This window comes from Clostridium sp. D43t1_170807_H7 (genome assembly GCF_015555905.1).
In the GTDB taxonomy this organism is placed as follows: Bacteria; Bacillota; Clostridia; order Clostridiales; family Clostridiaceae; genus Clostridium.
This window is the reverse complement of record NZ_JADNLK010000024.1, coordinates 1-25,739: the sequence shown is the minus strand read 5'-3', so window position 1 is coordinate 25,739 and position 25,739 is coordinate 1. Positions and strand designations below refer to the sequence as shown.

At 25.9% G+C, this 25,739-nt stretch carries 29 protein-coding genes; 22 read left to right on the top strand and 7 right to left on the bottom strand.

Translation table 11 applies throughout. The annotated features are described in order from the left end of the window. Positions 1 to 68: 68 nt before the first annotated feature. A complete protein-coding gene (locus I2E98_RS13120) occupies positions 69 to 305 on the top strand; it encodes a TIGR04540 family protein (protein WP_195469347.1) in 237 nt (78 codons plus the stop codon). Between the two features lie 137 nt (positions 306 to 442). Here I2E98_RS13120 and I2E98_RS13115 read toward each other — a convergent pair whose 3' ends face one another. Further along, positions 443 to 814 carry a carboxypeptidase-like regulatory domain-containing protein gene (locus I2E98_RS13115; RefSeq protein WP_195469346.1) on the bottom strand — a complete coding sequence of 124 codons (372 nt, stop codon included), beginning with the start codon at positions 812 to 814 and terminating at the stop codon, positions 443 to 445. Between the two features lie 240 nt (positions 815 to 1,054). On the opposite strand from I2E98_RS13115, the gene I2E98_RS13110 reads away from it, so the two are divergent. Then, positions 1,055 to 1,297 carry a hypothetical protein gene (locus I2E98_RS13110; RefSeq protein WP_195469345.1) on the top strand — a complete coding sequence of 81 codons (243 nt, stop codon included), beginning with the start codon at positions 1,055 to 1,057 and terminating at the stop codon, positions 1,295 to 1,297. Between the two features lie 31 nt (positions 1,298 to 1,328). Here the strand turns inward: I2E98_RS13110 and I2E98_RS13105 are convergent, their stop codons facing one another. Next, complete coding sequence (locus I2E98_RS13105) at positions 1,329 to 2,114, bottom strand: polysaccharide deacetylase family protein (RefSeq protein WP_195469344.1); 786 nt, start codon at positions 2,112 to 2,114, stop codon at positions 1,329 to 1,331. A 203-nt stretch (positions 2,115 to 2,317) separates the two neighbouring features. Here I2E98_RS13105 and I2E98_RS13100 point away from each other — a divergent pair, with 203 nt between their 5' ends. The 15 genes from I2E98_RS13100 to I2E98_RS13030 all read left to right on the top strand — a co-directional run bounded on the left by I2E98_RS13100 (position 2,318) and on the right by I2E98_RS13030 (position 15,740). Then, on the top strand, positions 2,318 to 2,548 hold the full coding sequence (locus tag I2E98_RS13100; RefSeq protein WP_195469343.1) for a hypothetical protein: 231 nt from the start codon (positions 2,318 to 2,320) through the stop codon (positions 2,546 to 2,548). Positions 2,549 to 2,698: 150 nt separating this feature from the next. Continuing rightward, entirely contained in the window at positions 2,699 to 3,457 is a 759-nt protein-coding gene (locus I2E98_RS13095) for a phosphatase PAP2 family protein (RefSeq protein ID WP_195469342.1), read from the top strand. A gap of 100 nt (positions 3,458 to 3,557) precedes the next feature. Beyond that, positions 3,558 to 4,064, top strand: a complete 507-nt coding sequence (locus I2E98_RS13090) for a putative ABC transporter permease (RefSeq protein ID WP_195469341.1) — start codon at positions 3,558 to 3,560, stop codon at positions 4,062 to 4,064. Positions 4,065 to 4,201: 137 nt separating this feature from the next. Next, complete coding sequence (locus tag I2E98_RS13085) at positions 4,202 to 4,549, top strand: hypothetical protein (RefSeq protein WP_195469340.1); 348 nt, start codon at positions 4,202 to 4,204, stop codon at positions 4,547 to 4,549. A gap of 163 nt (positions 4,550 to 4,712) precedes the next feature. Continuing rightward, positions 4,713 to 6,740, top strand: a complete 2,028-nt coding sequence (locus I2E98_RS13080; RefSeq protein WP_195469339.1) for a two-component regulator propeller domain-containing protein — start codon at positions 4,713 to 4,715, stop codon at positions 6,738 to 6,740. 33 nt (positions 6,741 to 6,773) lie between these two features. Then, the gene (locus tag I2E98_RS16350) at positions 6,774 to 7,946 is read left to right on the top strand and encodes an ATP-binding protein (RefSeq protein ID WP_347708043.1); all 1,173 of its coding nucleotides are present in this window, start codon (positions 6,774 to 6,776) and stop codon (positions 7,944 to 7,946) included. 175 nt (positions 7,947 to 8,121) lie between these two features. Beyond that, positions 8,122 to 9,429, top strand: coding sequence for an MATE family efflux transporter (locus I2E98_RS13070; protein WP_195469337.1), 1,308 nt, complete (start codon positions 8,122 to 8,124; stop codon positions 9,427 to 9,429). A 205-nt stretch (positions 9,430 to 9,634) separates the two neighbouring features. Next, positions 9,635 to 10,453, top strand: coding sequence for a MerR family transcriptional regulator (locus tag I2E98_RS13065; protein ID WP_195469336.1), 819 nt, complete (start codon positions 9,635 to 9,637; stop codon positions 10,451 to 10,453). A 97-nt stretch (positions 10,454 to 10,550) separates the two neighbouring features. Continuing rightward, a complete protein-coding gene (locus tag I2E98_RS13060; protein WP_195469335.1) occupies positions 10,551 to 11,231 on the top strand; it encodes an N-acetylmuramoyl-L-alanine amidase in 681 nt (226 codons plus the stop codon). A gap of 121 nt (positions 11,232 to 11,352) precedes the next feature. Then, positions 11,353 to 11,676: a hypothetical protein gene (locus tag I2E98_RS13055; RefSeq protein ID WP_195469334.1), complete on the top strand. Its 324-nt coding sequence runs from the start codon at positions 11,353 to 11,355 to the stop codon at positions 11,674 to 11,676. 225 nt (positions 11,677 to 11,901) lie between these two features. Continuing rightward, positions 11,902 to 12,573: a DUF969 domain-containing protein gene (locus I2E98_RS13050; protein WP_195469333.1), complete on the top strand. Its 672-nt coding sequence runs from the start codon at positions 11,902 to 11,904 to the stop codon at positions 12,571 to 12,573. Between the two features lie 20 nt (positions 12,574 to 12,593). Next, positions 12,594 to 13,523 (top strand): DUF979 domain-containing protein, encoded by a 930-nt coding sequence (locus tag I2E98_RS13045; RefSeq protein WP_195469332.1) that lies wholly within the window; start codon positions 12,594 to 12,596, stop codon positions 13,521 to 13,523. A gap of 154 nt (positions 13,524 to 13,677) precedes the next feature. Next, positions 13,678 to 14,319 carry a pyroglutamyl-peptidase I gene (pcp, locus tag I2E98_RS13040; protein WP_195469331.1) on the top strand — a complete coding sequence of 214 codons (642 nt, stop codon included), beginning with the start codon at positions 13,678 to 13,680 and terminating at the stop codon, positions 14,317 to 14,319. Between the two features lies 1 nt (position 14,320). Further along, positions 14,321 to 14,758 carry a gamma-glutamylcyclotransferase family protein gene (locus tag I2E98_RS13035; protein ID WP_195469330.1) on the top strand — a complete coding sequence of 146 codons (438 nt, stop codon included), beginning with the start codon at positions 14,321 to 14,323 and terminating at the stop codon, positions 14,756 to 14,758. A gap of 139 nt (positions 14,759 to 14,897) precedes the next feature. Beyond that, the gene (locus I2E98_RS13030; RefSeq protein WP_195469329.1) at positions 14,898 to 15,740 is read left to right on the top strand and encodes an Mrp/NBP35 family ATP-binding protein; all 843 of its coding nucleotides are present in this window, start codon (positions 14,898 to 14,900) and stop codon (positions 15,738 to 15,740) included. Positions 15,741 to 15,811: 71 nt separating this feature from the next. Here I2E98_RS13030 and I2E98_RS13025 read toward each other — a convergent pair whose 3' ends face one another. Continuing rightward, entirely contained in the window at positions 15,812 to 16,156 is a 345-nt protein-coding gene (locus I2E98_RS13025) for a DUF1622 domain-containing protein (RefSeq protein WP_195469328.1), read from the bottom strand. 86 nt (positions 16,157 to 16,242) lie between these two features. Further along, positions 16,243 to 17,694: an LTA synthase family protein gene (locus I2E98_RS13020; RefSeq protein WP_195469327.1), complete on the bottom strand. Its 1,452-nt coding sequence runs from the start codon at positions 17,692 to 17,694 to the stop codon at positions 16,243 to 16,245. Positions 17,695 to 18,225: 531 nt separating this feature from the next. Here I2E98_RS13020 and I2E98_RS13015 point away from each other — a divergent pair. From I2E98_RS13015 to I2E98_RS13000, 4 genes are all read left to right on the top strand, one after another. Continuing rightward, positions 18,226 to 19,050 (top strand): mechanosensitive ion channel domain-containing protein, encoded by an 825-nt coding sequence (locus I2E98_RS13015; protein ID WP_195469326.1) that lies wholly within the window; start codon positions 18,226 to 18,228, stop codon positions 19,048 to 19,050. Positions 19,051 to 19,218: 168 nt separating this feature from the next. Beyond that, positions 19,219 to 20,787, top strand: a complete 1,569-nt coding sequence (locus tag I2E98_RS13010; RefSeq protein WP_195469359.1) for a DNA mismatch repair protein MutS — start codon at positions 19,219 to 19,221, stop codon at positions 20,785 to 20,787. Between the two features lie 229 nt (positions 20,788 to 21,016). Next, a complete protein-coding gene (locus tag I2E98_RS13005) occupies positions 21,017 to 22,081 on the top strand; it encodes a GDSL-type esterase/lipase family protein (protein ID WP_195469325.1) in 1,065 nt (354 codons plus the stop codon). 115 nt (positions 22,082 to 22,196) lie between these two features. Further along, entirely contained in the window at positions 22,197 to 22,676 is a 480-nt protein-coding gene (locus I2E98_RS13000; RefSeq protein WP_195469324.1) for a hypothetical protein, read from the top strand. Between the two features lie 66 nt (positions 22,677 to 22,742). Here I2E98_RS13000 and I2E98_RS12995 read toward each other — a convergent pair whose 3' ends face one another. Beyond that, positions 22,743 to 23,483 (bottom strand): NAD-dependent protein deacylase, encoded by a 741-nt coding sequence (locus I2E98_RS12995; RefSeq protein ID WP_195469323.1) that lies wholly within the window; start codon positions 23,481 to 23,483, stop codon positions 22,743 to 22,745. 113 nt (positions 23,484 to 23,596) lie between these two features. On the opposite strand from I2E98_RS12995, the gene I2E98_RS12990 reads away from it, so the two are divergent. Beyond that, a complete protein-coding gene (locus tag I2E98_RS12990; RefSeq protein WP_195469322.1) occupies positions 23,597 to 24,598 on the top strand; it encodes an HNH endonuclease in 1,002 nt (333 codons plus the stop codon). 124 nt (positions 24,599 to 24,722) lie between these two features. Here I2E98_RS12990 and I2E98_RS12985 read toward each other — a convergent pair whose 3' ends face one another. Continuing rightward, positions 24,723 to 24,872, bottom strand: coding sequence for an IS3 family transposase (locus tag I2E98_RS12985; RefSeq protein WP_347708042.1), 150 nt, complete (start codon positions 24,870 to 24,872; stop codon positions 24,723 to 24,725). After that, positions 24,873 to 25,574, bottom strand: a complete 702-nt coding sequence (locus tag I2E98_RS12980; RefSeq protein WP_347708041.1) for an IS3 family transposase — start codon at positions 25,572 to 25,574, stop codon at positions 24,873 to 24,875. It lies immediately after the preceding gene. Positions 25,575 to 25,739 lie beyond the last annotated feature (165 nt).

Here is a 25,739-nt window from a genome sequence, read left to right as displayed (position 1 = left end):
TTAGATAGTTAGTTTATATTAACTTCTTAAAATTAATATTAAAAATATGAGAAATAAAGGAGCAACATATGAGAGCTGTATACAGAAATCCAAGGGAATTAGCAACAAAATTAAAAGATGTAATTGATTTATATTTAGAAGATTTATTATCATATGAAAAGTTAGAAGCTACAGTTGTGGCTATGATAAAGGCAAATGATGATAGAATTTATAAAAATGGATTTATGCCTACAAAGTTAATTGCTGCTATAGGAGAAGAAAGAAAAGCTATAGTAGATAAGATAGCTTTAGATAATAATTTATAAATTTTATTAAAAAGGGATTAATATTGCAAATAAAAAATATTTTGCAATATTAATTATAAAAATTAAAAGGAGCTATAAATAGCTCCTTTTAGCTTATCTTTTGTATAAAATAAAGTGTGAAATTAAAATCTGCATCCTTAATTAGTAGAATCATTTGATACAGTATTAACATTTATACAAGAACCTTTGAAACAACTTACCTTTAGACATTTTTGAACTATTTGAGTATTGTCGCTAAATATTTTTAACATATAAGTTGTGTTTGGACATAAAGGCCCTAGTAAAAATTGTCCATTATCATCTGTAAATGTGTGAGTTAATGGGACTGGAGCGTCACATTTATCAACAATTTGAAGTAATTTGACAACTGCATCGGCAACAGGTAAACCAGCTGAATCAAGAACTGTACCAAATATACAGCTTCTATTTTCCTTTGGTAATTTTATAGTAGCATCGATTTGTTCGTTAAAACCAGTTTTAAAAACACAATTTCCTAATCTGCAGCTCATAAATTTATCCTCCTAAGTTTAATTGGAATATACTATAATATATTCCAATATAAACTCGATGTGTTCTAAATTATAAATTTTTGTTTATGTAAAGTATTTTTATGTTAAAAAGTAAAAATAGAACCTGTTAAATAGATAAAAGAGTATATTTAATATTTTTCTGTAACTTTTGTTACTGAAATAGTTTTTAAAGTTAGTTATAATAATAAAAGATATAATAAAAAAGTAGGAGGAAATAATATGAGTTGTGGATGCGGAAGCATGAATAAGAAAGATGGAAAAGTAGTTGTTGATTTAGTAAGAAGTAAAGGAAAAGCAGATTTTCCTATATCAATACAACATGAAATAGAATGTAGTTGTGGAAAAAGCTTTGTAATGAAAACTTTAGTAGATAAATGTCCACATTGTGGTATGACTTATGGAGTTACTCCTTGTTCATCAAGAGATAAAGAAAATGTGGTTGCAGCAGGTATAAATTACTAATAAAAAATAACTAAATTGCTTTGCAATTTAGTTATTTTAATATTCCAAAATCATATCCAGCATCTTTTAGTAACTTGATTATTCCAGGTAAAGCTTCTACAGTAGTATTTTTAGTCATACAATCGTGCATTAATATTATTGCAGGATTTTTATAATTACCATCTTTATCTTTAATTTCTCTAGAAACATTTTGAATTATAGTAGAGGCTGGAATATTATTTCCTTTAGCATCACCAGAATCTACATTCCAATCATAGACATTAACACCTTTTTGATTTAATTTAAAAGTTATATTCTTAGTAAAATCTTTTCCTCTAGAGTTTTTAACAATAGTATTATGAGAGCCACCAGGAAATCTAAATATAGTACAATCATTTCCAGTAACCTCTTTTATAAAATCTTGTTGTTTATTAAAACTCTTAAAGAATGATTCTTCAGAAGTATAAACATATTTAAATTCATGATCTGCAGTATGGTTACCAATTGCATTTCCCTCTTCATAAGCCCTTTTGATAAACTCAATGTGAGGTTCTATATAGGGCGAAATTATAAAAAAGGTTGCATGTACATTATTTTCTTTTAATATATCAAGTATTAACTCTGTATTTTTGCTAGGACCATCATCAAAGGTTAAATAGACAATCTTATTTTCTTTATCAATATTATTTTTTTCATAATCATCCTCGGTGAAGGTATCCCCCATGTTAATAGGAGATAAAATAGAAGAGTATGCAGACACATTACTTATTGATAAAGAGATAAGTAAGAATAGGATTATCTTTTTAAAAAAATTAGAGTGTATATTTGTACATTTCATTTTAATTCTCCTTATATGTAAATAAAATATTTATATTTTTAATTATAAATCTGTGTTTTATAAAATATTTTCTGTAAAATCAATGTTAGTTTATACGTTTTAAATAAAGATTATTTAAGTTAATTATAGATACTTTAGTATGAACATTTATAATAATGAAGAATATTATGAAATTATAAAGAATTCAAGGAGATAAAAAATAAATGAATCCATATGAGCTTATAATGAAAATTGATAGAAAAATGAAAGAAGATCCAGTTTTTGCGAATAAGTTTAATAGATTAGTAGGTGAATTAAATAGAACTCCAGGTTTGCAACAAGAAATAATGAGAATAGCACAAATAAAAGATGAAAGTAAAAGACAAAGAGCTTTAAATAACTTGCCTGATAATATAAAAAAATCAGTTGTAGAAATGTTTAAGTTATTAAATTAATACAATAATCAATTAACAAAAATAACCAATTTTAAATTGGTTATTTTTTTATTGATTATTTATAGAAAAGAATCACATAGAATAAATTATAGCTTAAATAAAGCTGATAAAAAATAAAGTAACTTATATGGGAAATGGTGAGGTGGAAATATGGGAATTAAAGGAGATATAATAAAAATAAAGAACAATGTTGAAATAAAAATAATAGATTTAGTTTGGTTAGTTATAATTTTAATAATTAATGTAAACTATATTTTAGCAAGTGTTTTAGCTAAAAAGGGGAAGGATCTTACAATTGAATTAGATAATATAATTCCATTTAGCTCTATATTTATTATTCCTTATATATATTGGTATTTATATATTGTAATAGGTTTTATATTTATATTAGTAGATTCAAGAAAAGATTATATTAGAACTTTTATATCATTTTTTATAGGTATGAGTGTATGTTATATTGTATATTACTTATATCCAACTCAAATAACTAGACCTATAATTGAAAATGGTAATATATTAAATTATTTAGTAAATGTTATATATTCAATAGATAGACCAGTAAATTGTTTTCCGTCATTACATGTTTTAACAACGTATTTTATAATGAGGTATACAAAGTATAAAGATTCAAAAAAGAAATTTTATTATACTGAAATAACCGGTATCTTAATAATATTATCTACTCTATTTATAAAGCAACATTTTATAGCAGATGTTATTAGTGCGATAATTTTAGGAGAGATTACAATTTTAATAGTAATAAAAATAGATGATTCCACAATAGAAAAAGTGTTAAATTTACCATATAAAATAAAAAATAATATTATTACTAAAATAAAAAATAAAAGCAATATAAAAAATAAGGAAATTATAGAAGAAGAAAGTCAGTTAGTTAAAAAGAAAAAATAGGTATTTATATAAGATGTTTAAAATATTTTTTTGGACATCTTTTTTTATGGATAAAATTTATAAATATTAGAAAAACTAAAAATACTAAGGAGGAATAAGTATGGAATTTTTGTATAATTTTTTTGTATATGGATTTATTGGATGGATAATAGAAAATATCTTTTCATACTATATTCATGGTCATTTTCAAAAAGATGGATTTTTGAAGGGGCCATTTAAACCTATGTATGCAATAGCTATGGCTTGGATACTTGAATTATATAAGATAATGCCTAATATAATATTTTTAATTGTGATATCATTTATAATTCCGACATCTGTAGAATATATAACAGGATTTATGATGAGAAAGTTTTTTAATAAAGATTATTGGGATTATACTGAAGAAAAATATAATTATCAAGGAATTATATGTTTAAGATTTTCACTTATTTGGGTTATTTTAAGTATTATTGATGTAAAAATAATTCAACCATATTTTATATATAGAATTTTTAATTTAATAAGTGAGATATGGCCTAGTTTATCAATTTTGTTTATAATAGCTTTGTGTATAGATGAAATATTAACATTTATAGATTTTAGAAAAGGAAGTCAAACAATATAACATGAAAAATTAAAAATAATTTAGGTAAATATAAATTATAAATAGAAATAAATTTAGAGGGAATCTTTTTAACTTTGAAAGTTTTTAATGTTAATATATAATTGTATATATAATTATTAGTTAGAAAGAGGAAAAGCATGAGTTTAATAAGTACATACGAAAAGTTTACACATATAAATGAAGAGTTTATAGAATTTATAGATAAGTTAGTTGGAAATAATTTTAAATCCTTTACAGATGATCAAATAAAAATGAATTTAAATATAGCTTTAAAAAATTATGAAAAATTAAAGTTTGAAAGTGATGAAATTCAAGTTGAAGAGGCTAATAAAAATAATTTAAATGATTTGAGATATTTAATAATGAGCGCATTATTTCTAGTATCAGATTTAATTCACTTTTATAACTTAAAGGAATATGAAAGATTTAAAATGAGAGCAGTAAACTATATAAATAACAGTAGAAGAGGAAAAATTATTTATTAAAAATTTTTGAAAAAGCCCATGATTTTATTATTATCATGGGCTTTCTATATAAAGAACTCATTAAAACATATAGAAATATAAGAAAAGTAATAATATTGACATAAAAAGTAAAATAAGGTAAAATAGCGTAGAATAAGATAATGGAATAAGGGAGAGGAGCTATATGAATAGGCTCGTAAAAAGATGTGTTTTAATAGTGACATGTTTTACATTGCTAATTGGAATATTTAATTATAATTTAGTATTTGCTGATAAAATAGATACTTTTAATAAATTAGTTCCTAAGAATGAAAAAATTAATTTTGAGAATTTAACAATAGAAGATGGATTATCTAGTAATTTTATAACCGCAATTTTCCAAGATTCTAGAGGATATATATGGATTGGAACAGATGATGGTTTGAATCAATATAATGGGAATTACATAGTTGAATATAATTATGGTGATGGGCTAGCATCAACTTATATAAATGCAATATGTGAAGATAGTTACGGAAACATATGGGTAGGAACCAAAGGCGGATTAAGTATTATTAATAGTAAAACAGAAGAAATTAAAAATATTAAATATGATAATAGTAAAAGTAGTATATCACATTACAATGTTACAACTATTTATAAAGATAGCAAAAATATAATGTGGGTGGGAACAGAAAAAGGTCTTAATAAGTATGATGATGAAAGTAAAACATTTATAAAATATTATGATGAATATAGTGGTGGCGTATTAACCGATTCTTATATCACAGATATTAAAGAGATAAAGGATGAATACATAGTAATTGGAAGTAAATGTGGAGTCAGTATTGTAGATATGCAAAATGATATGATACTTAAAAGTAGCTTTGAACCTGAACAATACGATTATATTTACAATATAGAGGTTGATAATAATGGAGATATATGGTTTGCTACTAAAAATGGTATACACAAATATGATTATGAAAGTGATACATTAAACGCTTTTACTATTGATATTGATGAAGAAATATATAGCCATATTAATTATATATTATGCGATGAAAATAATAACTTATGGTTTGCAAGTTCTAATGGGGTAATAAAATACAATGAAGAGAATGAATTGACTGTTTTATATAAAGCGGACAAGCAGTTTATTAACTCTTTAAGTAGTGATAATATACATTGCTTTTTAGAAGATAGTAATGGATTATTGTGGATAGGTACTGACAATGGAATAAGTAAATTAAATGTTACGCAACAGATTAATAATAAAATTAATTTAATATTAAAAGAAAATGGAATAGAAGAAACCAGTTTTAATTCAATAATAGAAGATAGCGATGGTGATTTGTGGATAGGAACTAAATATCATGGATTAATAAATATACTAGTGGATGAGGAAAAATTAATAAGGTATATTTACGATGAAGATGATATAAACACTATTTCTAGTAACACAGTAAAATATATTACTGAGTTTAAAACAGGGGAAATTACTGTAGTTACAGATAAGGGAATAGATTTAATTAATAAACATGAAAATAAAATTATTCATGAATATGTTGAAGAGCTAAATAATGATAGTTATTTAGGGATAGAAAAAATAATAATAGATAATAACGAATACTATTGGATGGCTACTAATAAGGGAATTGTTAGACTAGATCCTAATAAAGGTGAAATAAAAACCTATAAAAGAGAGTTTGAGGAATATGGCCTTGAAGATATAAAGATAGTAGATATATTTCAAGATAAGTATGATGAAAATATACTGTGGTTAGCTGGAGGTGAGTATACAGGACTTATTAAATTTCATAAAACTAATGGAATAATAAAAAATTATATTAATAGTAGTTTAGAGAACTGTATAAGTTATGATGTCATAAATTGTATACAAAGTGATGATAATGGAAATTTATGGATTGGAACAAATTCAGGGTTAAATAAGTTTAATATTGAAACTGAAGAATTCACCGTATATAGTGAAGCAGATGGAATGATAAGTGATTATGTTAATTCTATTATTATAGATGATAATAAAGATATTTGGATTGGGACAAATAATGGCTTATGTAAATTTGAGATTAAGAAAAATAAATTTACAAATTATAATAGCTACTATGGAATACAAGGAAGTAAATTTAATTTAAATTCTTCTTGGAAAACAAAAAGTGGATATTTATTATTAGGAACTACTGAAGGAGTTTTTTACTTTAATCCTAATTAATTATATGAAGAAAGTAATAAAAATGATAAAGTTATTATTGGTAGTATTAGAATTAATAATAAAAAAATAGACTTTAATGAGGAAAAGGAAATTAAGCTTAAATATAATGAAAATAATGTAATTATTTTATTCTTTTTACCAGATTATAGAAGGTATTCTGGTATAACTTATGAATACAAGCTTGAAGGGTTAAATGAGAAATGGATATATTCTCATGATATTAGCTATGCAAATTACACAGTATTGTCTCCAGGAAAGTATACATTTAAGGTTAGAGCTATGCAAGATAATGGAGATTTAACAGAGGAAAGTAGTATAACAATAATAATAAAAAGTCCTTGGTGGAAGACCAAAATAGCATATTGTTTTTATATATTAATAATAGGTGTCATAATATTTTATTTCTGGAATCATATGAAGATATTGAAAGCATTAGTAAAAAAACAAACACAAGAAATTAATGAAAAAATGAAAGAAAATCAAATGTTATATGAAAAAAGTATAAAAAGTGAAAAGTTTAAAAATGATTATTTTGTAAACTTATCGCATGAACTAAGAACACCAATTAATGTTATTTTATCAACAGTACAACTAATAAATTCATTAAATAAAGATAAAGATGTTTCTAGAAAAAGGCTTAATTATTATATGGAAATTGTACAAAAAAGCTCAAATAGTTTATTAAAAATAATTAATGATATTATAGATAGTTCTAAAATAGAGGCGGGAAGTTATAAAATAAATAAAGAAGATAATGTTGATATAGTTTATTTAGTAGAAGAAACTGCTTTAACTATGAGGAATTATATTAAAGAGAGAGGGATTGAATTAATTATTGACCCAGAAATAGAAGAAAAGTATATATCTTGTGATCCAAATGAAATAGAAAGATGTATAGTTAATATTATAGGTAATGCAATTAAATTTACTCCAGAAGGTGGAAGAATAGAAGTGTTTATAGAAGATAATGATAATAGTGTAAGTATATCTATAAAGGATACTGGGATTGGTATATCAGAAGAAGATCAGAAGTTTATATTTAATAGATTTGAGCAAGGGAGAAATGGAAATTGCACTAAGGTAAGTAGTAGTGGAATTGGATTGACGTTAGTTAAATATATAGTTAAATTGCATAACGGAAGTATAGAGTTAGAAAGTAAATTAGAAAAGGGAACTAAGGTCACGATAAAATTACCCTGTAGATAAATAGAAGAGGTTATCTTAAAAGATATAGTAAATATAAAGTGTTTTATATTTATTTAGAAGCTTTTAGATAACTTATTTTTTTATATAAAATAAAAAAATATAAATAAAATCTATTGACTCTTGTGTAAGAAAAGAGTTTATAATTTGAAAGGATTAAAAATTAAAGGAGATATATATGAAAAAAGAATTTTTTAAATATGCTATTCCATCGGCACTAGCAATGTTTATTTCTTCATTATATACAGTAATAGATGGAATATTTGTAGGGCAAGGTGTTGGAGATTCAGCCTTAGCAGCTGTAAATATAGTGCTTCCATTTACAGTAATGCTATTTGGATTAGCTTCCATGTTTGCTATTGGAGGTGGAGCATTAGTTTCTAAAAATGTTGGAGCAAATAGTATAGAAAAAGCAGTTAATATTTTTAGACAAGTTTTTAAGTCTTTACTAATATTTAGTTTGATAATAAGTATAATATGTGTGTTATTCACTAGTCAAATAGTAAGCATATTGGGTGCAACTGAAGTATTAAAACCATTAGCTGTAGAATATTTAAGATTTTATGCATTATTCTGTATACCAAACTTAATTGGGATTGTTTTAAATAGTTTTGTTAGAAATGATGGTAGACCAAAGCTAGCAATGGTATCTACTATAAGTGGTGCTATTACTAATATACTTTTAGATTATATATTTATTTTTCAATTAGGAATGGGAATCAAAGGTGCGGCAATAGCAACTGGACTTGGACAAATAGTAACAGTAAGCATATTATTACATCATTTTATTATGAAAAAGGGATATCTATCTTTTGGAAATGTAAAAGTGTCATTTAAAACAGTAAAAGAATTTTGTACTATAGGATTCCCTTCATTTTTTGCTCAAGGAAGCTATTCTATAATTGTTTTACTTCATAATATAGCATTAGTAAAATATGCAGGTGAAATGGGAGTTTCCGCATATAGCATATTAAATTATTTAACTACTAACATATATATGGTTTTATACGGAATTACATTAGGGGTTCAACCACTTGTTAGTTATAATTATGGAAAGAAAGATGGAGAAAAAATGCTAGGATTCTATAGAATAACAGCAACTTCTAACATAGTAATAACAGGAGTTTTTGTTATTATAAGTTTTGTATTTGGACCTTCATTAATATCAATATTTACAAATGATACACAAATAGCTAAAATGGCCTATGATGCATTAAAAATAGCATGTTTAAGTTATTTTGCAGTAGGGTTAAATTTAAATAGTTTAGTTTATTATCAAGCAATTGAAATGCCTAAGTATTCTAATTTAAGTTGTATATTAAGATCAATAGTATATCTACCAGTCTGTTTATTTATTTTAGGTAGATTCTTTGGTATTAATGGTATCTGGGCAAGTGCAATTATATCCGAAACTTTAACATTTATAACTATAAAGTTAGTAGGAAATATAAAGTTATATACATTTAGGGTAATAGAAGAATTTTAAAAAAATATAATAGAATAATATAAGCCATATTGATGTATTAGAATTTTACTTTAACAATATGGCTTTTTTATATTTTAAAGTAAAATATATGTTTTATAATGATATAAATAAAGAAAAACATATAAAATATAAAATAAATATATCTTAAGTGAAAAAAATGTATTTATAATTATTATTAGTAAATGGTTAAGAGGAGTAAGTTTATATGAAATCTAAATTTTCCATTGGAGAAGTAGCTAAGATACATAATATTACAGTAGAAGCTTTAAGGCATTATGATAGAGTAGGATTGTTAAAGCCTTCCTATATAAATAGTAGCACAGGATATAGATATTATAGTGCTAAGGATTTTATAATATTGGATTTAATTAAACAATGTAAGGCTATGGGACTATCATTAAATGAGATAAAAAATATTATAGAAAATTATACTTCACCAGAATCAGTTTTACATATTATAAGAAACCAGAAAGAAATTGTTGATGAAAAAATAAGGGAGTTAAATAATATAAAAGATAATATTACATTTCTTGAAGAGAGTATAAAGGTATCGTTAGATGAGGGGTTAAATAAAATATTTATAAAGTTTTATGATGAGAGAAATTTTATTAAATATAATAATACTAATAGATTTACGGAAGAGTTTGAAATAAATTTAAGTAAAATTTTAGCTGAAGTAGAAAGAAAATATACATATTTTAATAAGGAATTAGGATTTATTATTTCATACAATGATCTTAAAGAGTATAAAAAAGTAACATATAGAAATACAATGATAAAATTTACTCAGAATATGAATATTAAAGAATATGATAAGATTACCTTACCGGCTGGAAGGTATTTAACTTTAAACTTTGATGACGACTATAATGACAGTAGAAAATACTACGATATTATTATGGATTATATAGAAGATAATAATATTGAAGCAATAGGAGATTTTTATGAGATATATATAATAACTAGAGTTGGTAGTGATGGAACAGAAAAATCGTTAGGTAAAATACAAATACTTATTAAATAAGTTGTATAATTTAGAAATTAAAGAAGAAATGTAAATACAAAGCCTTTATTGTATATATCTATATTGAAAAATAAATTTCTAAGGAGGTATATACAATATGGCAAAATGGTTATTAGATCCTGGACATGGAGGAGTAGATCCAGGAGCAACATATAAAGGTATAAGAGAATGTGATAATGTTCTTAAATTAGCTTTAAGAATTGGAGAATTATTAAAAAATAATAATGAAAATGTTTATTATACAAGATCTACAGATGCTACTTTAAGCTTAATGGAAAGAAGTAAAAAAGAAAATGCTGGAGATTATGATTATTTTTTAAGTATTCATAGAAATGCATATAAACCAGAGAGTGCAAGGGGATGCGAAACACATATATATGCTAAAGGTGGAGTAGCAGAAGAGTTAGCTAATAAAGTTAATTCAGAAATAGTAAGAAATGGCTTTGTTAATAGAGGGATAAAGGTTTCTAACTTTCATGTTTTAAGAGAAACTAAATGTCCTGCAATATTAGTGGAAGTTGGATTTATAGATAATACTTTAGATAATTTAATATTTGATTCAAAATTTGAAGAAATAGCCCAATCAATTGTTAAGGCATGTTTATGTCACATAGGAAAAAGTATAAGTGTACTTAGTAATAACTTAAATAGAGATGAAGTATATTATAGATGCGTGGTAGGTAGTTTTAAGGAAAGAGTAAATGCAGAAAGTAGAAAAGCTGAACTAATGGCAAAGGGTTATACAGATATATTTATAGATGTCTATAAAAAGAATTAAAATTAAAGAGGGCTATATCAGAATATTATATTAATTCTGATATAGCTATTTTATATTAATAAAAATTTAAAGTATAGCTAAAAATAATTGTAGCAACTAATTGAAAGTGGGTAAATTAATTATGAAGGAAAAACAAGGAATGATAAGTTGTTTAAGTTTTATTTTATTTTTTAGCATAACAAAAATTAATTTTGATTCTTATATAGTAGAGCCTACATCATACTATGATGATTATTTTAATAAAACTACTCCTAAACAATATGAAATAGTACCTAATACCGACTTAAATAATAATAGTGATATTAATAAAATAGATGATTTCCATTATTATTTTGATGATTATGATTACTATAATAATTATAAAGATTTTCAGTATTATGATAAAAAAGATGATTATTATGACCATCATTACTATGATAGTGATTATCATCATAATAGTGAATAATTATACGGTTGAGTGTTAGATTCATTAAAAAAAAGCGAAAAAATACAAAAGTTACTTCTAAATAAAGTATATTAAAAAAATGAATTTTATTGATAAATTATTAATAAAATTCGTTATATATTAAAAAATATATATAAAATTAGAGATTAGGTATAAAATTCTTGTAGACAAATGTATAAAAAAGAAGTATAAATATAATATAGACACACAATGGAGGGGACAAAAATGGTACTAATAGGAATATTAATGGTAATAGTAGGGTTTGCATTAAAGTTAGATAGCATAGCTGTAATAATAATATCAGCACTTGCTACAGGTTTTGCAGCTCATATGGATATTACCGAAATACTTTCAATACTTGGAGAAACATTCGTTAATCAAAGATTAATAACAATATTTATATTAACACTCCCTGTAATAGGTATATCAGAAAGATATGGATTAAAGGAAAAAGCTGTTTCTTTAATTAAGCAAGTTAAAAATCTTTCAACAGGAAAGCTTTTAACTCTTTATTGCTTAATAAGACAAATAGCTGGTGCTATGTCTTTAAGAATAAGTGGACATCCACAATTTGTTAGACCTTTAATAAATCCAATGGCTCAAGGTGCAGCAATAAGTAAGTATGGAAAGCTTGACGAAAAAACAGAAGCTAAAATAAAAGCAGCAGCAGCATCTATGGATAACTATGGTAACTTCTATGGACAAAATCTTTTCTTAGCAAGTTCAGGAGTTTTATTAATTGCTAATACATTAAGCGATTTAGGATATGCAACAACAGGATTAGATATTGCAAAAGCATCAGTTCCTGTAGCAGTAATTACATTTGGATTAGTTTTAGTTCAAAATATATTACTGGACAAGCAATTAGAAAGACAATTTGGAAAGAAGAATAAATAGTTACAAAGGAGAAGAGATATATGGATTTTGCAGCAATTTCTAATATGTTATTAGAAATATTCTACATAATAATTGGAATTATGATGTTAAATACAGCTGTATTAACATTAAGAGATAAGAATCATAAAGCTAAAATTGGAACAGCTATCTTTTGGGCATTACTTGGAATAATATTTGTATTTGGACCATATATACCATCAGTAGTAGTTGGAGCAATATTAGTTGTTATAGCAGGACTTACTTTAACTAAGCAAGTTAGACCAGGAACTGTTAAAGCTTTAGATGAAAAATTTGGAGAAGAACAAGCAGAAAAATTAGGACTTAAGGTATTTATACCATCATTAGTTATAGCTTTAGCTGCATTAGCAATTGCACAATTTACGCCAATTTCAGGAACAGCAGCTATAGGTGTTGCAGCGGTTATAGCTGTAATAGTTACATTTATTATTACTAAGGCAAAACCAAGAGTTTTAGTTGAAGAATCAGATAGAATGCTTCAATCAGTAGGAGCAGTAAGTATACTACCACAATTATTAGCAGCACTTGGTGCTTTATTTACAGCAGCAGGAGTTGGAGATGTAATTTCTTCAGGAATATCAAGTATATTACCACAAGGAAATATATTCATAGGAGTTACTGCTTATTGTGTAGGTATGGCTTTATTTACAATGATAATGGGAAATGCCTTTGCTGCATTCTCAGTAATAACAGTTGGTATAGGTATACCATTTGTATTTGCAGAAGGTGCTAATGTTGCAATAGCAGGAGCTTTAGCATTAACAGCAGGTTACTGTGGTACATTATTAACACCAATGGCAGCTAACTTTAATATTATGCCTGCAGCTTTACTTGAAATTGAAGATAAAAATGCAATAATCAAGCATCAAGCACCAGTAGCATTAATTTTATTAGCTATTCATATTATATTAATGTACTTCTTAGCATTTTAATTTAAATAATAGTTTAATATGGTATAATATATATGAGATATTTTCTAATAATTTTACTAGTTTAGGAAGTATCTCATAATTATCTGAAAACTTATAAGGTGAAAATAACTAAGTTTTCCCCTTAAGTTAGAAGTTAACAAAGGAGAAGATAAATATGAAAGTTTTAATAACAGGATTTGATCCGTTTGGAGGGGAGCCAATAAACCCAGCTTTAGAGGCAGTTAAATTATTACCTGATACTATTTCAGGGGCTGAAATAATTAAACTTGAAATTCCTACAGTATTTAGAAAATCTTTAGCAAAAATTGAAGAAGCTATAGAAATTCATAATCCTGATATTGTTATTTCTGTAGGTCAAGCTGGTGGTAGATTTGGTATAACACCAGAAAGAGTTGCAATAAATATAGATGATGCAAGAATTGAAGATAATGAAGGAAATCAACCATTAGATGTTGCCATATATGAAGATGGAGAGCCAGCATACTTTTCAAACCTACCAATAAAGGCTATGGTTAATGAAATGAAAAATAATGGCATTCCTGCATCAGTATCAAATACAGCAGGAACATTTGTATGTAATCATGTAATGTATGGGGTATTATATTTAGTAGACAAGAAGTATCCAAATATTAGAGCAGGATTTATACATGTTCCATATATTCCAGCACAAGTAGTTGATAAACCAGAAAAACCATCTATGAGTACAATTGATATATCAAAAGGGTTAGAATTATCAATAAAAGCAGCAGTAGAAAATTCAGAAGATATTAAAGCTGTTGGTGGAGCTATTTGCTAAAATGTTAGAACCAAGAGAAGAAAAGAAAATCTTTGTTTATGGTAGTTTAAGAACAGGATTCTTTAACTATAATAAATATTTGTTAGGCAAAGTATCAAATGCTCAAGTTGGAAAGGTAAAAGGAAAGCTATATCATATGCTACATAAGGGATATCCAGCATTGCTAGAAGGTGACGATGTGGTAGTTGGTGAGATAATGACTTTAAATGACTTTGAAGAGGTAATGATTCCAATGGATAAGATGGAAAATTACTATGGGGTAAATGATAATAGAAATGAATATAATAGAATAATAATGGATGTTGAGCTTTCAGATGGAACTAAAGAAAGTTGTTATGTTTATTATTATGCTATGAATGATAAGGATATTTTTGAAAAGAATAGTATTTATATAGAGAATGGTGACTGGAAAGATTATATGTTACAACATTCTCTGTAAAAAAATGTATCTGCCTCCGGGGTCAATCCATATATTGGAATTGATTGGAGGCAGTTTTTCTATATTTGACAAAGAAAAATATTAGGAATAAACTTAGGGTAAATAAATATAAAAATATAATCAAGATGAGGTGAAGTAAATGGGAAATTGTAATACATGTCCAAGTCATGGATCATGTGGAAAAGATGCAACACAGTGTGGAATTGAAAATAATCCAGAAAATAAAATTAAAAATATAATAGCAGTAATGAGTGGTAAAGGTGGAGTAGGAAAATCTACAATGTCTGTTATGATAGCTAGACAATTAGTTCAAAGAGGATATAGAGTAGGTATTTTAGATGCTGATATAACAGGACCTAGTATACCCAGATTACTTCATATAGAGGAAGAAAGGGCAAGGGGAACAGAAACACTTATTTTCCCTGTAGAAAGTAATGAAGGAATTAAAGTAATGTCTTTAAATCTTGTTGTAGAAAAAGAAGATGAAGCTGTTATTTGGAGAGGGCCAGCTATAGTTAATGTTGTAAAGCAATTCTGGACAGGAGTATATTGGGGAGAATTAGACTACTTAATAATAGATATGCCACCAGGAACTGGAGATGTTCCATTAACAGTAATGCAAACTATACCTATAAAAGGAGTAGTTATGGTTTCTATTCCTCAAGATATGATTTCAATGATAGTTTCTAAATCTATAAATATGGCTAGAAAAATGAATATAGATATATTTGGAGTAATAGAAAATATGAGTTATATTAAATGTCCAGATTGTGATAAAACAATTAAGTTGTTTAATGGAGAAAATACTGAGAATTTCTTAAAAGATATGAATGTAGAGCTATTAGGGGAATTACCTATGCATAGAGCCATAACTAATTATGGATCTATAGAATTAATTGAAGAAGAGGAAGAAGTGGTTGAATTATTTGATCCTATAGTTGAGAAGATAATAGAGAAGTCAAAGAAAAAATTAGTGTTATAATTTAAATAATTATATGGTATGACTCTAAGATGTTTTATTAATAAAAAAATATCTTAGAGTCAAATTTTTTATTAAGATTCTAAAGCATTTTTATGATTTTTTTCACTATCCTTAATTTCACGTTCTAAAACAAAGGTCATTAAGGCTCTTATCAGGAATAAGGCTCCTAAAATTATTAATTCATCAAGACTTTTTACCAAAACAGTTTTTAGTATTTCAGCAGCAAGTTTAAATTCAAGTGCAGTAATCATAGAATTTGCGAATTGATATTTTAATGAATAGCCTTCTTTACCAAATTTAGATTTTACATAATGATAAAAAGCTGTAAATGCTCCCACTGTTAATACAATTACGCCCATTAATTCAAATATATGAATTAATATTGGAAGTAATGTATCCAAAATATGTTCTAACAAAATATATCCCCCTTAATTTATAAATATATATGTATAATACAGATATAATATAAATTAAGGGAGAAAAAATTTCAAGATTAGTAAATTCAGTTATTATTAGTAGTATTATTATATTTATCAGAGCTAAAATTTTCACCTATAACTTTATCATAAGTAATTAAATCTAAAGCTTCATTCCTAGAATCAGAGCTTTGAATACTTGGTGAGTATAGTGGATATTCTTCCATTAAACTTTTCATAGTTCTCATAAAATCAGTATTTTTAGAATTAATTAAGTCTGTAACAACATAAGGTATATAAAATGCAGAAATAGTATTAATATCTTTATTAAAAATAGCAGAATCGTAATTATTCCATAATATATATTTTTGATTATAAATTAACTCTGCATTATTATTAGAAACACCTAATCTATCATAAACATCATCATCTGGTGTGAAAAAAGGAAAGTGATCACCCACAAAAACAAGTAATACATCTTCATCGAATTCCTTTAACCAATTTGTAAACTCTCTTAATTCATCATTAGTTTCTTTAATGCCAGCCAAGTAGTATGATAATTGATCTGCTCCTTCAGCAGTTTCTGCATAATATGGTTGATGGTTCTGCATAGTAGTAGCAAATATATAGCTTGGATTTTCATTTGATTGTAGAACATTTTTAATTTGATTAAAAACACTTTTATCAGAAATATATCTTCTAAAATATTCTGTTTCAACCGTCATACTATCATCAAAATATAAGTTATCAAATCCATATTCAGCATACAATGTATCCCTATCATAAAAAGTTTTACTAAAAGGATGAATATATGCTGTACTATATCCAAGAGATTTAAAGTAACCAGGAATTGTATCGATAATTTCCTGCTTTTTTAATAAGTTTTGTGGAACTGATGGTGTATTAATAGCATAGGTTGGTAAGCCTGTTAATAATTCAAACTCAGTTCTTGTAGTATATCCTCCAAATGTCGGAACTACACAATTTCCAACATAGCCTTCAGCTCCAACCGAATCAAATCCCGAATAAATATCACTATCAATATCTAAAGAATCAAAAACTCTAAAATCACTAAATGATTCAGACATAATAAAAATAACATTAGGAGGATTTTCAGATGTAATTTCAGAGCTTGTACTTGTATCGGTATCAGATAATAGATTCTTTATAGAATCATAACTATAATTTTCAGGTGGATTTACTATATCCATTAAATTTTCCGATGTAGTTTTTGTTAAATAAGGAAGAAATCCTATATCACTAAACTGCTCATTACTTTCTAATATATTAGTAGCGGCTGTGGTTTCTATTTCAAACACTGAAAAAAATCTTGCAGAAATAGATGTTGCCAACATTATAGTTATCAATAAACTTATAAAGGCACAACTACAAACGCGTTTTTTAAGCGAAAAATCTAAATTTAAATTGTTTTTATAAGTTAAGAAAATATATAAGGCCAATATTATAAAGTTAAGGATTAATGGGTAAGTAATTTTTAATGAAGCAAATTTTCCAACGTCACTTAAATTTTTTGTCATTAATAAATCACTTATTACCAAATGACTGCCGCTGGTTTTATATTTAAAATATTCGATACAAGAAAGAATATAAAGTATACCTCCGTGAATGGTCATAGATAAGTAAGCTTTTTTAAATATAAGAAAAATAACAGTAAATAATATGGTACAAATAATAATATTAAATAATAATATGTTAGGTTTTTTTATTAGAAATTTTAATGTGTCATTAAAGTTCTGACAGATATTATATTCTAATAAAATTGATAAAAATAACGGATATAATAGAATTAATAAATAGTTAGGTATATTTTTCAAGTTAAGTTTCATTACACGATAATAACTCCTTTCTGGTAAGATATCTTGAGAAATTACAAGTACCAAATACATTATATACTTAAAATGTTTTTTTTGAAATTAACTTAATAGAATATTAAGAGAAATTTAATGGAATTTACAGTAAAAAACCAATTGAATTAATTTAAGTTTACAAAAAATTAAATATGTATATAATAAAATAATGAATAAACTTAGGAGGAGTTTTTTATAACTATGAACTTAGAACAATTTTTAAACAAACTTATTAATTGGGCAACTACAGAAGGAATAAAGTTAGTTATATGGTTATTTTTACTATGGATTGGTTGGAAGCTTGCTAAAAAAATAGTAAATATAATGAGTAGAACATTAGAGAAAAGAAATGTAGATGCAACAGTTAGATCTTTTTTAGATACTTTTCTGGAAGTAGTATTAAAAGGAATAGTAATTTATGTATTCTTAGATCAAGTAGGGATTAAAACAACAGGAATAGCAGCTTTACTTGCATCAGCAGGGGTTGCTATAGGGCTTGCATTACAAGGTAGTTTATCTAATTTTGCAGGAGGAGTAATAATATTATTAATAAGACCATTTAATGTTGGAGATTACATTGAAGGAGCTGGGCATACAGGTACTATTGAAAAAATAGGAATGTTTTATACACATATGACAACTGTAGATAATAAGCTTATACTTGTTCCAAATGGTAATTTAGCAAATGGAAGTATTGTAAATTACTCAGCAAAAGAGTTAAGAAGAGTAGATTTAACTTTTGGAGTTGGATATGAGCAAGATGTTCTTAAGGTAAAGAGAGTATTATCTAATATTGTAGATGCACATGAGTTAATTTTAAAAACACCTGAACCATTTATAGCGCTTTCTGCACACGGAGATAGCGCTGTTAATTTTGTAGTAAGAGTTTGGGTTAATAATAGTGATTATTGGAAGGTACATTTTGATTTACTTGAATCAGTTAAAGTTAAGTTTGATGAAGAGGAGATAAGTATACCTTATCCACAAATGGATTTACATATAAAAAAAGACGAAATAGAAAAATAAAATTTTATACTCCCTATAAGTTTTAAATAATTATTTAGACTTATAGGGATATTTTTTATGGATACTATGTTGCTTTTTATATAATAAGATAAGATTATAGTGTATAATAGTACTTAAATGTTCATATTAAACTTAATGGGTAAAAAGAGGTGTAAAATGAAGAATATAATGGATTCACTTTTAGGTCTTTATGATATGATGGAAAAAGACTTTGGTGAAGAAAGAAAAAAGAAAAGAAACTTTAAGCATATAAGAACTTATTTTGATATGGAAGAACATGATGGATATACAATAGATGATCAAACTTGGGATGATTTCAACATGGATGAAGTTTTTGCTAAGGTTGATAGAACTTATAGTAGTGCTGGAGAAGCAATTTTATATAAAATGCTTAGGAATCCACTTCATGATAAGAAAAAGTTAGAGGAAAGAGATGAATTAGTTGAAACATTAAGAAAATCTACTGATTTAAGAACAAAGTTACAAATGATTTATTTTAAGCTAGGATATGATAGAAAAAATACGTTCTTAGATATGATAATGGAGTCTTTAGAAGAAAATAAAACTAAATATTATTTATATATTTTATTTGGTAGGGTTTTAATGTTTGGAACAATAATAGCATCTATATTATTAAAAGAGCCTACGTTACTTTTAGCTACATTTATATTATTATGGGTCAATGTATTTATTAATGATAAAGAAAGAAAAAATGTTAAATCACAAGGATTACTTTATTTAAGAAATATTATAATTTCGGCAAAACAAATTCAAGAGATAAAACATCCTGCAATTGAAAATTATAATAATAAAATTAAAGAGTTATTAAAAGAATTAAAGGGTATTGATAGTGCTACTAGACCGATTCAATTGGCTAACACAGGTGGTGGAGTTTTTGAAATTTTAACTATTCCATTTTTATTAGAGGAAACTGCTTTTTATAGAATTGCTAGCTTATTAGATGAAAAAAGAGAGTATATTTTAGATTTGTATTATTTAATAGGTGAGATAGAAAGTTATATGTCTATAGCATCTTATAAAGAAGAAATAAAAGGAAAGTATACTAAACCTAAGTTTGTAGATAAAGTTGGTATTAATATAGTAGATGGTATACACCCATTAATTAAAGATGCAGTTCCTAACTCAATTAATTTTGAGAAGAGGGGAATTGTTTTAACGGGAACAAATATGGCAGGAAAATCTACATTTTTAAGAATGATAGGTCTTAATATTATATTTGCACAAACATTTAATTTTACATTAACTAAAAAGTATGAAGCATGTTTATTTAATATAGTTTCATCAATAAGCCCAAGTGATGATGTTACGTTAGGAAAGAGTTATTACATGGCTGAAGCTGAAGCATTACTTAGAATAATTAAAGCTTTAGACTTAGATTTACCAGTATTCTGTCCAATAGATGAAATCTTTAGAGGTACAAATCCAATTGAAAGAATAGCATCTTCTGCAGAAATATTAAAATATATTAATAGTAAAGATAGTATATCAATCGTTGCAACACATGATAGAGAACTTACAGATATTCTTAAGGAAAATTATGATTTCTTCTATTTTAGTGAAAAAGTAGATAGTAAGGGATTAAATTTTGATTACAAGTTAAAAAGAGGAGTATCTAAAACGCGTAATGCTATTAAGTTATTAGATCATATAGGTTATCCAAAAGAGATAATAAAAAAATCTTATAGTAGAGCTGAAACTTTAGAGAAATATATGTAAAAATTTAAGCTGCTTTAAGTAATTGTGTTTATTTTACTTAAAGTAGCTTATTTTATTTATTTGCATTAGAAAATGTTTACAAAAATAATATGTAGAAAAATAAATTATTTTTAAATATAGATAGAAATTATGTAGATATATTTTGGAAAAAAATACCTAAAAAATCTATAAATTTAGAAAAAAAGCACCTATAATAAATATAGGAGTTCAAAAATGTGGAGGGTGTATTGTGAAAAGAAAGAGTAGATTTAAAGTAGTATTTATAATAACTATAGGAATAATTTTATTAGCACTACCTATAACTATGCAGGCTAAAGGAGAAGTTTCTAATAATGTATTGGATAAATATGTTGCTCTAGGTGATGAGATATCTATAGAATCAGATGATGATTATGATGTTGAATATGTTTCCTTAATTAAAGATTTTTTATATGCTTTAAATGATAATTTAGATTATAGTAATTTAAGCAAGGAAGGGATAACATCTTCAGAATTATTAAGTATAATAGATGATAATAAAGATAAAATAAGAGATTCCGATTTAATTACAATTTCAATTGGAGGAAATAATATATTAAATGCTATATTAGGAAATCTAAATATAGATGAAACTATATTACAAAACTGCGATGAAGAGAAATTTGACTCTATAATAAGTGAATATTTGAATAGTGAGGAAATTAAAACTGAAATTTTAAATGAAGTAAATAAATTTTCAAAGGATTTTCCTAACATAATAAAAAAAATAAAAAAGTTAGCTCCTGAAGCTGAGATATACGTAAATACAGTATATAATCCTATTAATAAAAAGTGCAATATTTATGATTTTTTTGATGAGCAAATAAATTTAATTAATGATTTAATAGTTAAAAATAATAGTAATTATGATTATAAAATTTTGGATTGCTATCACATATTAAATAATGATGAAGTTTTAAATTTTAAGATTGAAAATGGAGTAGCAAGAATTTCTCCTAATAAAGTTGGACATGCAATGATGGCAACACAAGTAATCTCAGATTATGAAGAGTATGTTAACTTAGAAGTAGATAAAGTTACATCTACCAGTGATAATATTAAGGGAAAAACTGTTCCTAATAGTAATATTATCATTGTATCTGAAAATGGAACTATAGGAACAACTCAAGCAAAAGCAAATGGAGAGTTTCAAGTTGAAATATCACCTATGGTTTCTGGAACCAATATAGAAGTATTAGTTTATGATAAAAAGATTTTTTCTATATTGTACAAATTTGAGAAATTAGTAGTTAAAAAGGATTTATTTACATCGTAGTTTTAGGGCCATACAAGGGTGTTGGACAATCATAATTCGGCTTAAAAAGGGTAATACTAAACTTGAAATACTTAGGAGTAATAATAAACTAAAGAAAACATTGGAGGAAAAAGTTATGAAGAAAAAAGTTGTATCATTATTAATATGTTCTGCATTAATGATGGTTGAAGGTGTTACTACTTATGCACAAACTTTAAGTACTAGTCCAGCAGATGGTAATAAGGCTACAATAGAAGCACCTTCAGAAAATAAAGAAGAAAAGAAGGAGAAGGAAACTTCAGCTCCAGAAGAAAAGAGTACAGAAGATAAGAGTAAAAAGACTTCTAAGGAATCATCAAAAGATGATATAGAAGATACTTCAAGCAATCCTTGCAAGAAAAAAGAAAAAGAAGAAAAGAATAAATGTAAAGATGATAAAAAAGAACATAAGAAACATCATAAACATGATAAAAAAGATGCAGATAAATGCAAGGAAGATGTAAAGAAAGAAGATACTAAGTGTAAAGAGCATAAGAAAGAAGAAAATAAGTGCAAATGCAGAGATGAAGAAAATTCTGATAAAATAGAAAATTCTTCAGAAAAAGCTGCAGAATAATATATTATTAAATTCTCCTAATCCAGGAAAGTAATTTTCTTAGACTAGGAGAATTTTTTTGATTTCCTAGGAAATTGAATTTATAGCAGTACCTAATACTTTTCCTATTGAGTCATTTATTACTAGATCAGCTTTACTATCAGCAGAAGTTGAGCTTTTATTAATAAGTATAAGGTTTTTACCTTTAAAGTAATCAATAAGCCCTGCTGCAGGATATACGACTAAAGAAGTACCTCCTATTATTAATGTATCTGCATTAGCTATAGCATTTACAGCACCTCTAATAGTAGAATCATCTAAGCCCTCCTCATAAAGAACTACATCAGGCTTAACTCTTCCTCCACATTTAGTGCAAGTAGGTACTCCTTTAGATTCTAAAATAAACTTTTCATCATAAAAGGCATGACATTTTACACAATAATTTCTAAGAACAGAGCCATGAAGCTCATAAACCACTTTAGAACCAGCCGCCTGGTGTAATCCATCTATGTTTTGAGTTATAACAGCCTTTAGTTTTCCCATTTCTTCAAGCTTAGCTAGTGCAATATGTGCTGCATTAGGATTTGCATCAGGATATATAAGTTTAGCTTTATAGAAGTTAAAAAATTCTTCTGGATATCTTATATAAAAGCTATGGGAAACTAGCTGTTCTGGAGTAAATGTTATATTAAGTTTTTCATTAAATAATCCATTAGAGCTTCTAAAGTCAGGTATACCACTTTCACAACTACACCCAGCGCCGCCAAAGAAAACTATATTATTACTTTCTTTTAAAATTTGAGTTAACTTTTCTATTTCAGTACTCATAAAATCATCTCCGTATTTATTTCTATGTTTTTATTATTGCATAAATTATAGAAAAATAAAAATATAAAGTTTACAATATATTTATAAAAATACATAAAAAGGGGTTTAGGATTATGGTTGATGAAGAATTTTTAAAATTATATGAATGTATAAGTAAATGTGAACATTTAGAGGATAAAAATATGAATTATAAGAAAAACAAAAGTATAATTCATACATGTAGGTTTTGTTTAAAAAGTGAACCAGAGGTAGAATTTAAAGAAGTTACCCATATAATATCTGAAAGTATAGGAAATAAGAAGTTATTTTCAGAAAATGAATGTGATCAATGTAATAGAGCATTTGGATCTACTTATGAGGATAGTTTTGGTAAATATATTCTTCCGTTTAAGTTTACATCACAGATATATGGAAAGAAAAATACAAATAAATATAAAGATGAACATCAAAGGATAGAAATGAAAAAGAATGAATCACCATTAGCAGAGATAAGTGATTCGTTAAAAGCATTTATTTTAGAAGATAGTGATAATAAAAGTATGCAATTTACCGATGATGGTTTTATAATAACTTTTAAAAGACAAAAATATAACTCATATTATGTTTATAAAGCATTAGAAAAAATGGCTTTTAGTGTTATGCCATCTGAAGAATTAAAAGATTGTATAAAGTCTTATAGTGCTATGATTTGTGCAATAGATTCAAATATTCCAAAAGAAGAAAAAGATAATATATTAAAAAACTCTGTAAATAAGGGGTATTTAGAATTTGCTCCAGGATTAAATCCTTTTAATGGAATTGGATTTGAATTATTTAAGAGAAAAGAAATAGATAGTGCTAAAGGATATACAAAGTATTTATTTAAATTATATTTTAAGAATTTTTCATTACAAATTCCTATACCTGAAGATGAAGAGAAGGATGGAAGGAGATTATTATTTAAACCTAATAAATCATTTGATAATTCATCTTTAAAAATGTTAGACTTTAGCATAATGGAACCAACTTTTACTTGTGAATTTAGTGCAGAAAAATTTGAGTTAAACAAATTAGATAAGGATTATTTAGAAGAGATTTTAATTAAGAAAGGATTAATAAAGAAAGATAATAATTAATTATTAAAATATAATTAGGAATATATAAACGGTCGTTAAATGAACTTATCAATAAAGGTCGTTGAATGGCTACTATCTATATTGGTCTTATGTCAATATTTTGGACATAAAAAGTCAAACTTTTTTATGCTACACTTCTAGCTAATAATTCACATTGATCTGGAGTCATGTAATTAATAGACGAGTGTAGCCTTTTTCTGTTATACCAACCTTCAATATATTTAAAAATAGCCATATTAGCTTCTTCGAAGGTACGGTATGTATTTCTATATATTTATTCCTTTTTTATTAATGAATGGAAAGATTCTATACAAGCATTATCATATGGACAACCTTTTTTACTAAACGATTGTATAATATTAAACTCTTTGCATAGCTCCCTTAAATCATTACTAGTGTATTGAGAGCCTAAATCACTATGAAATATTAATTGCTTATTTTTATCGGGAGATTGGCTGTAATAAGCATTTTTTAAGGCTTTAACAACTAAATCATTAGTCATTCTCTGACCGAAAGCGTAGCCAATTATTTTTTTAGAATATAAGTCTAGAACTGAAGCTAAGTAACACCAACCATCTTTGATAGTATGAATATATGTAATATCTCCTACCCATTTTTCATTAATAGAAGTAGTAGTAAAATCTCTTTTCAAAACGTTTTCCAAACCTTCTACTACCTTTTTACTTGAATGAGGTTTGTATTTTTTTACAGTTGTTGCACAAAGGCCAAGTTCAGTCATTCGTCTTTGAACTCGCTTCAATGATACATTGAAGCCTTCTATACCAAGTATATGATGAATCCTAGGAGCACCATATATGCCTTTATTCTCTTTATATATCCTTTTAATAGCTGATTTTAATTCCTCATTTTCTAGTTCTCTTTCAGATTTAGCTTTATCAAAAGATTTATAATATGTGCTTCTGGCTACGCCTAGAACGGTGCACATAGTCTTAATATCATGCTTGTTTTTATTGATATTTATAAATTCTATTACTTCATTTAATTTCTTGTTGCAAATATGGCCATAGCTTTTTTTAATATTTCATTTTCCTCTTTAATTCTTACCATTTCTTTTTTTAAAGCTTTAACTTCCTTTAATGTCATAACTTCATTTTCATCTACTTTAATTTCTTTTACATCT

What these genes read in the sequence shown, in the direction of transcription:
- I2E98_RS13120 (WP_195469347.1), top strand. Translation starts at nt 69, where the DNA reads ATGAGAGCTGTATACAGAAATCCAAGGGAATTAGCAACAAAATTAAAA.
- I2E98_RS13115 (WP_195469346.1), bottom strand. Translation starts at nt 814, where the DNA reads ATGAGCTGCAGATTAGGAAATTGTGTTTTTAAAACTGGTTTTAACGAA.
- I2E98_RS13110 (WP_195469345.1), top strand. Translation starts at nt 1,055, where the DNA reads ATGAGTTGTGGATGCGGAAGCATGAATAAGAAAGATGGAAAAGTAGTT.
- I2E98_RS13105 (WP_195469344.1), bottom strand. Translation starts at nt 2,114, where the DNA reads ATGAAATGTACAAATATACACTCTAATTTTTTTAAAAAGATAATCCTA.
- I2E98_RS13100 (WP_195469343.1), top strand. Translation starts at nt 2,318, where the DNA reads ATGAATCCATATGAGCTTATAATGAAAATTGATAGAAAAATGAAAGAA.
- I2E98_RS13095 (WP_195469342.1), top strand. Translation starts at nt 2,699, where the DNA reads ATGGGAATTAAAGGAGATATAATAAAAATAAAGAACAATGTTGAAATA.
- I2E98_RS13090 (WP_195469341.1), top strand. Translation starts at nt 3,558, where the DNA reads ATGGAATTTTTGTATAATTTTTTTGTATATGGATTTATTGGATGGATA.
- I2E98_RS13085 (WP_195469340.1), top strand. Translation starts at nt 4,202, where the DNA reads ATGAGTTTAATAAGTACATACGAAAAGTTTACACATATAAATGAAGAG.
- I2E98_RS13080 (WP_195469339.1), top strand. Translation starts at nt 4,713, where the DNA reads ATGAATAGGCTCGTAAAAAGATGTGTTTTAATAGTGACATGTTTTACA.
- I2E98_RS13070 (WP_195469337.1), top strand. Translation starts at nt 8,122, where the DNA reads ATGAAAAAAGAATTTTTTAAATATGCTATTCCATCGGCACTAGCAATG.
- I2E98_RS13065 (WP_195469336.1), top strand. Translation starts at nt 9,635, where the DNA reads ATGAAATCTAAATTTTCCATTGGAGAAGTAGCTAAGATACATAATATT.
- I2E98_RS13060 (WP_195469335.1), top strand. Translation starts at nt 10,551, where the DNA reads ATGGCAAAATGGTTATTAGATCCTGGACATGGAGGAGTAGATCCAGGA.
- I2E98_RS13055 (WP_195469334.1), top strand. Translation starts at nt 11,353, where the DNA reads ATGAAGGAAAAACAAGGAATGATAAGTTGTTTAAGTTTTATTTTATTT.
- I2E98_RS13050 (WP_195469333.1), top strand. Translation starts at nt 11,902, where the DNA reads ATGGTACTAATAGGAATATTAATGGTAATAGTAGGGTTTGCATTAAAG.
- I2E98_RS13045 (WP_195469332.1), top strand. Translation starts at nt 12,594, where the DNA reads ATGGATTTTGCAGCAATTTCTAATATGTTATTAGAAATATTCTACATA.
- pcp (WP_195469331.1), top strand. Translation starts at nt 13,678, where the DNA reads ATGAAAGTTTTAATAACAGGATTTGATCCGTTTGGAGGGGAGCCAATA.
- I2E98_RS13035 (WP_195469330.1), top strand. Translation starts at nt 14,321, where the DNA reads ATGTTAGAACCAAGAGAAGAAAAGAAAATCTTTGTTTATGGTAGTTTA.
- I2E98_RS13030 (WP_195469329.1), top strand. Translation starts at nt 14,898, where the DNA reads ATGGGAAATTGTAATACATGTCCAAGTCATGGATCATGTGGAAAAGAT.
- I2E98_RS13020 (WP_195469327.1), bottom strand. Translation starts at nt 17,694, where the DNA reads ATGACAAAAAATTTAAGTGACGTTGGAAAATTTGCTTCATTAAAAATT.
- I2E98_RS13015 (WP_195469326.1), top strand. Translation starts at nt 18,226, where the DNA reads ATGAACTTAGAACAATTTTTAAACAAACTTATTAATTGGGCAACTACA.
- I2E98_RS13010 (WP_195469359.1), top strand. Translation starts at nt 19,219, where the DNA reads ATGGATTCACTTTTAGGTCTTTATGATATGATGGAAAAAGACTTTGGT.
- I2E98_RS13000 (WP_195469324.1), top strand. Translation starts at nt 22,197, where the DNA reads ATGAAGAAAAAAGTTGTATCATTATTAATATGTTCTGCATTAATGATG.
- I2E98_RS12995 (WP_195469323.1), bottom strand. Translation starts at nt 23,483, where the DNA reads ATGAGTACTGAAATAGAAAAGTTAACTCAAATTTTAAAAGAAAGTAAT.
- I2E98_RS12990 (WP_195469322.1), top strand. Translation starts at nt 23,597, where the DNA reads ATGGTTGATGAAGAATTTTTAAAATTATATGAATGTATAAGTAAATGT.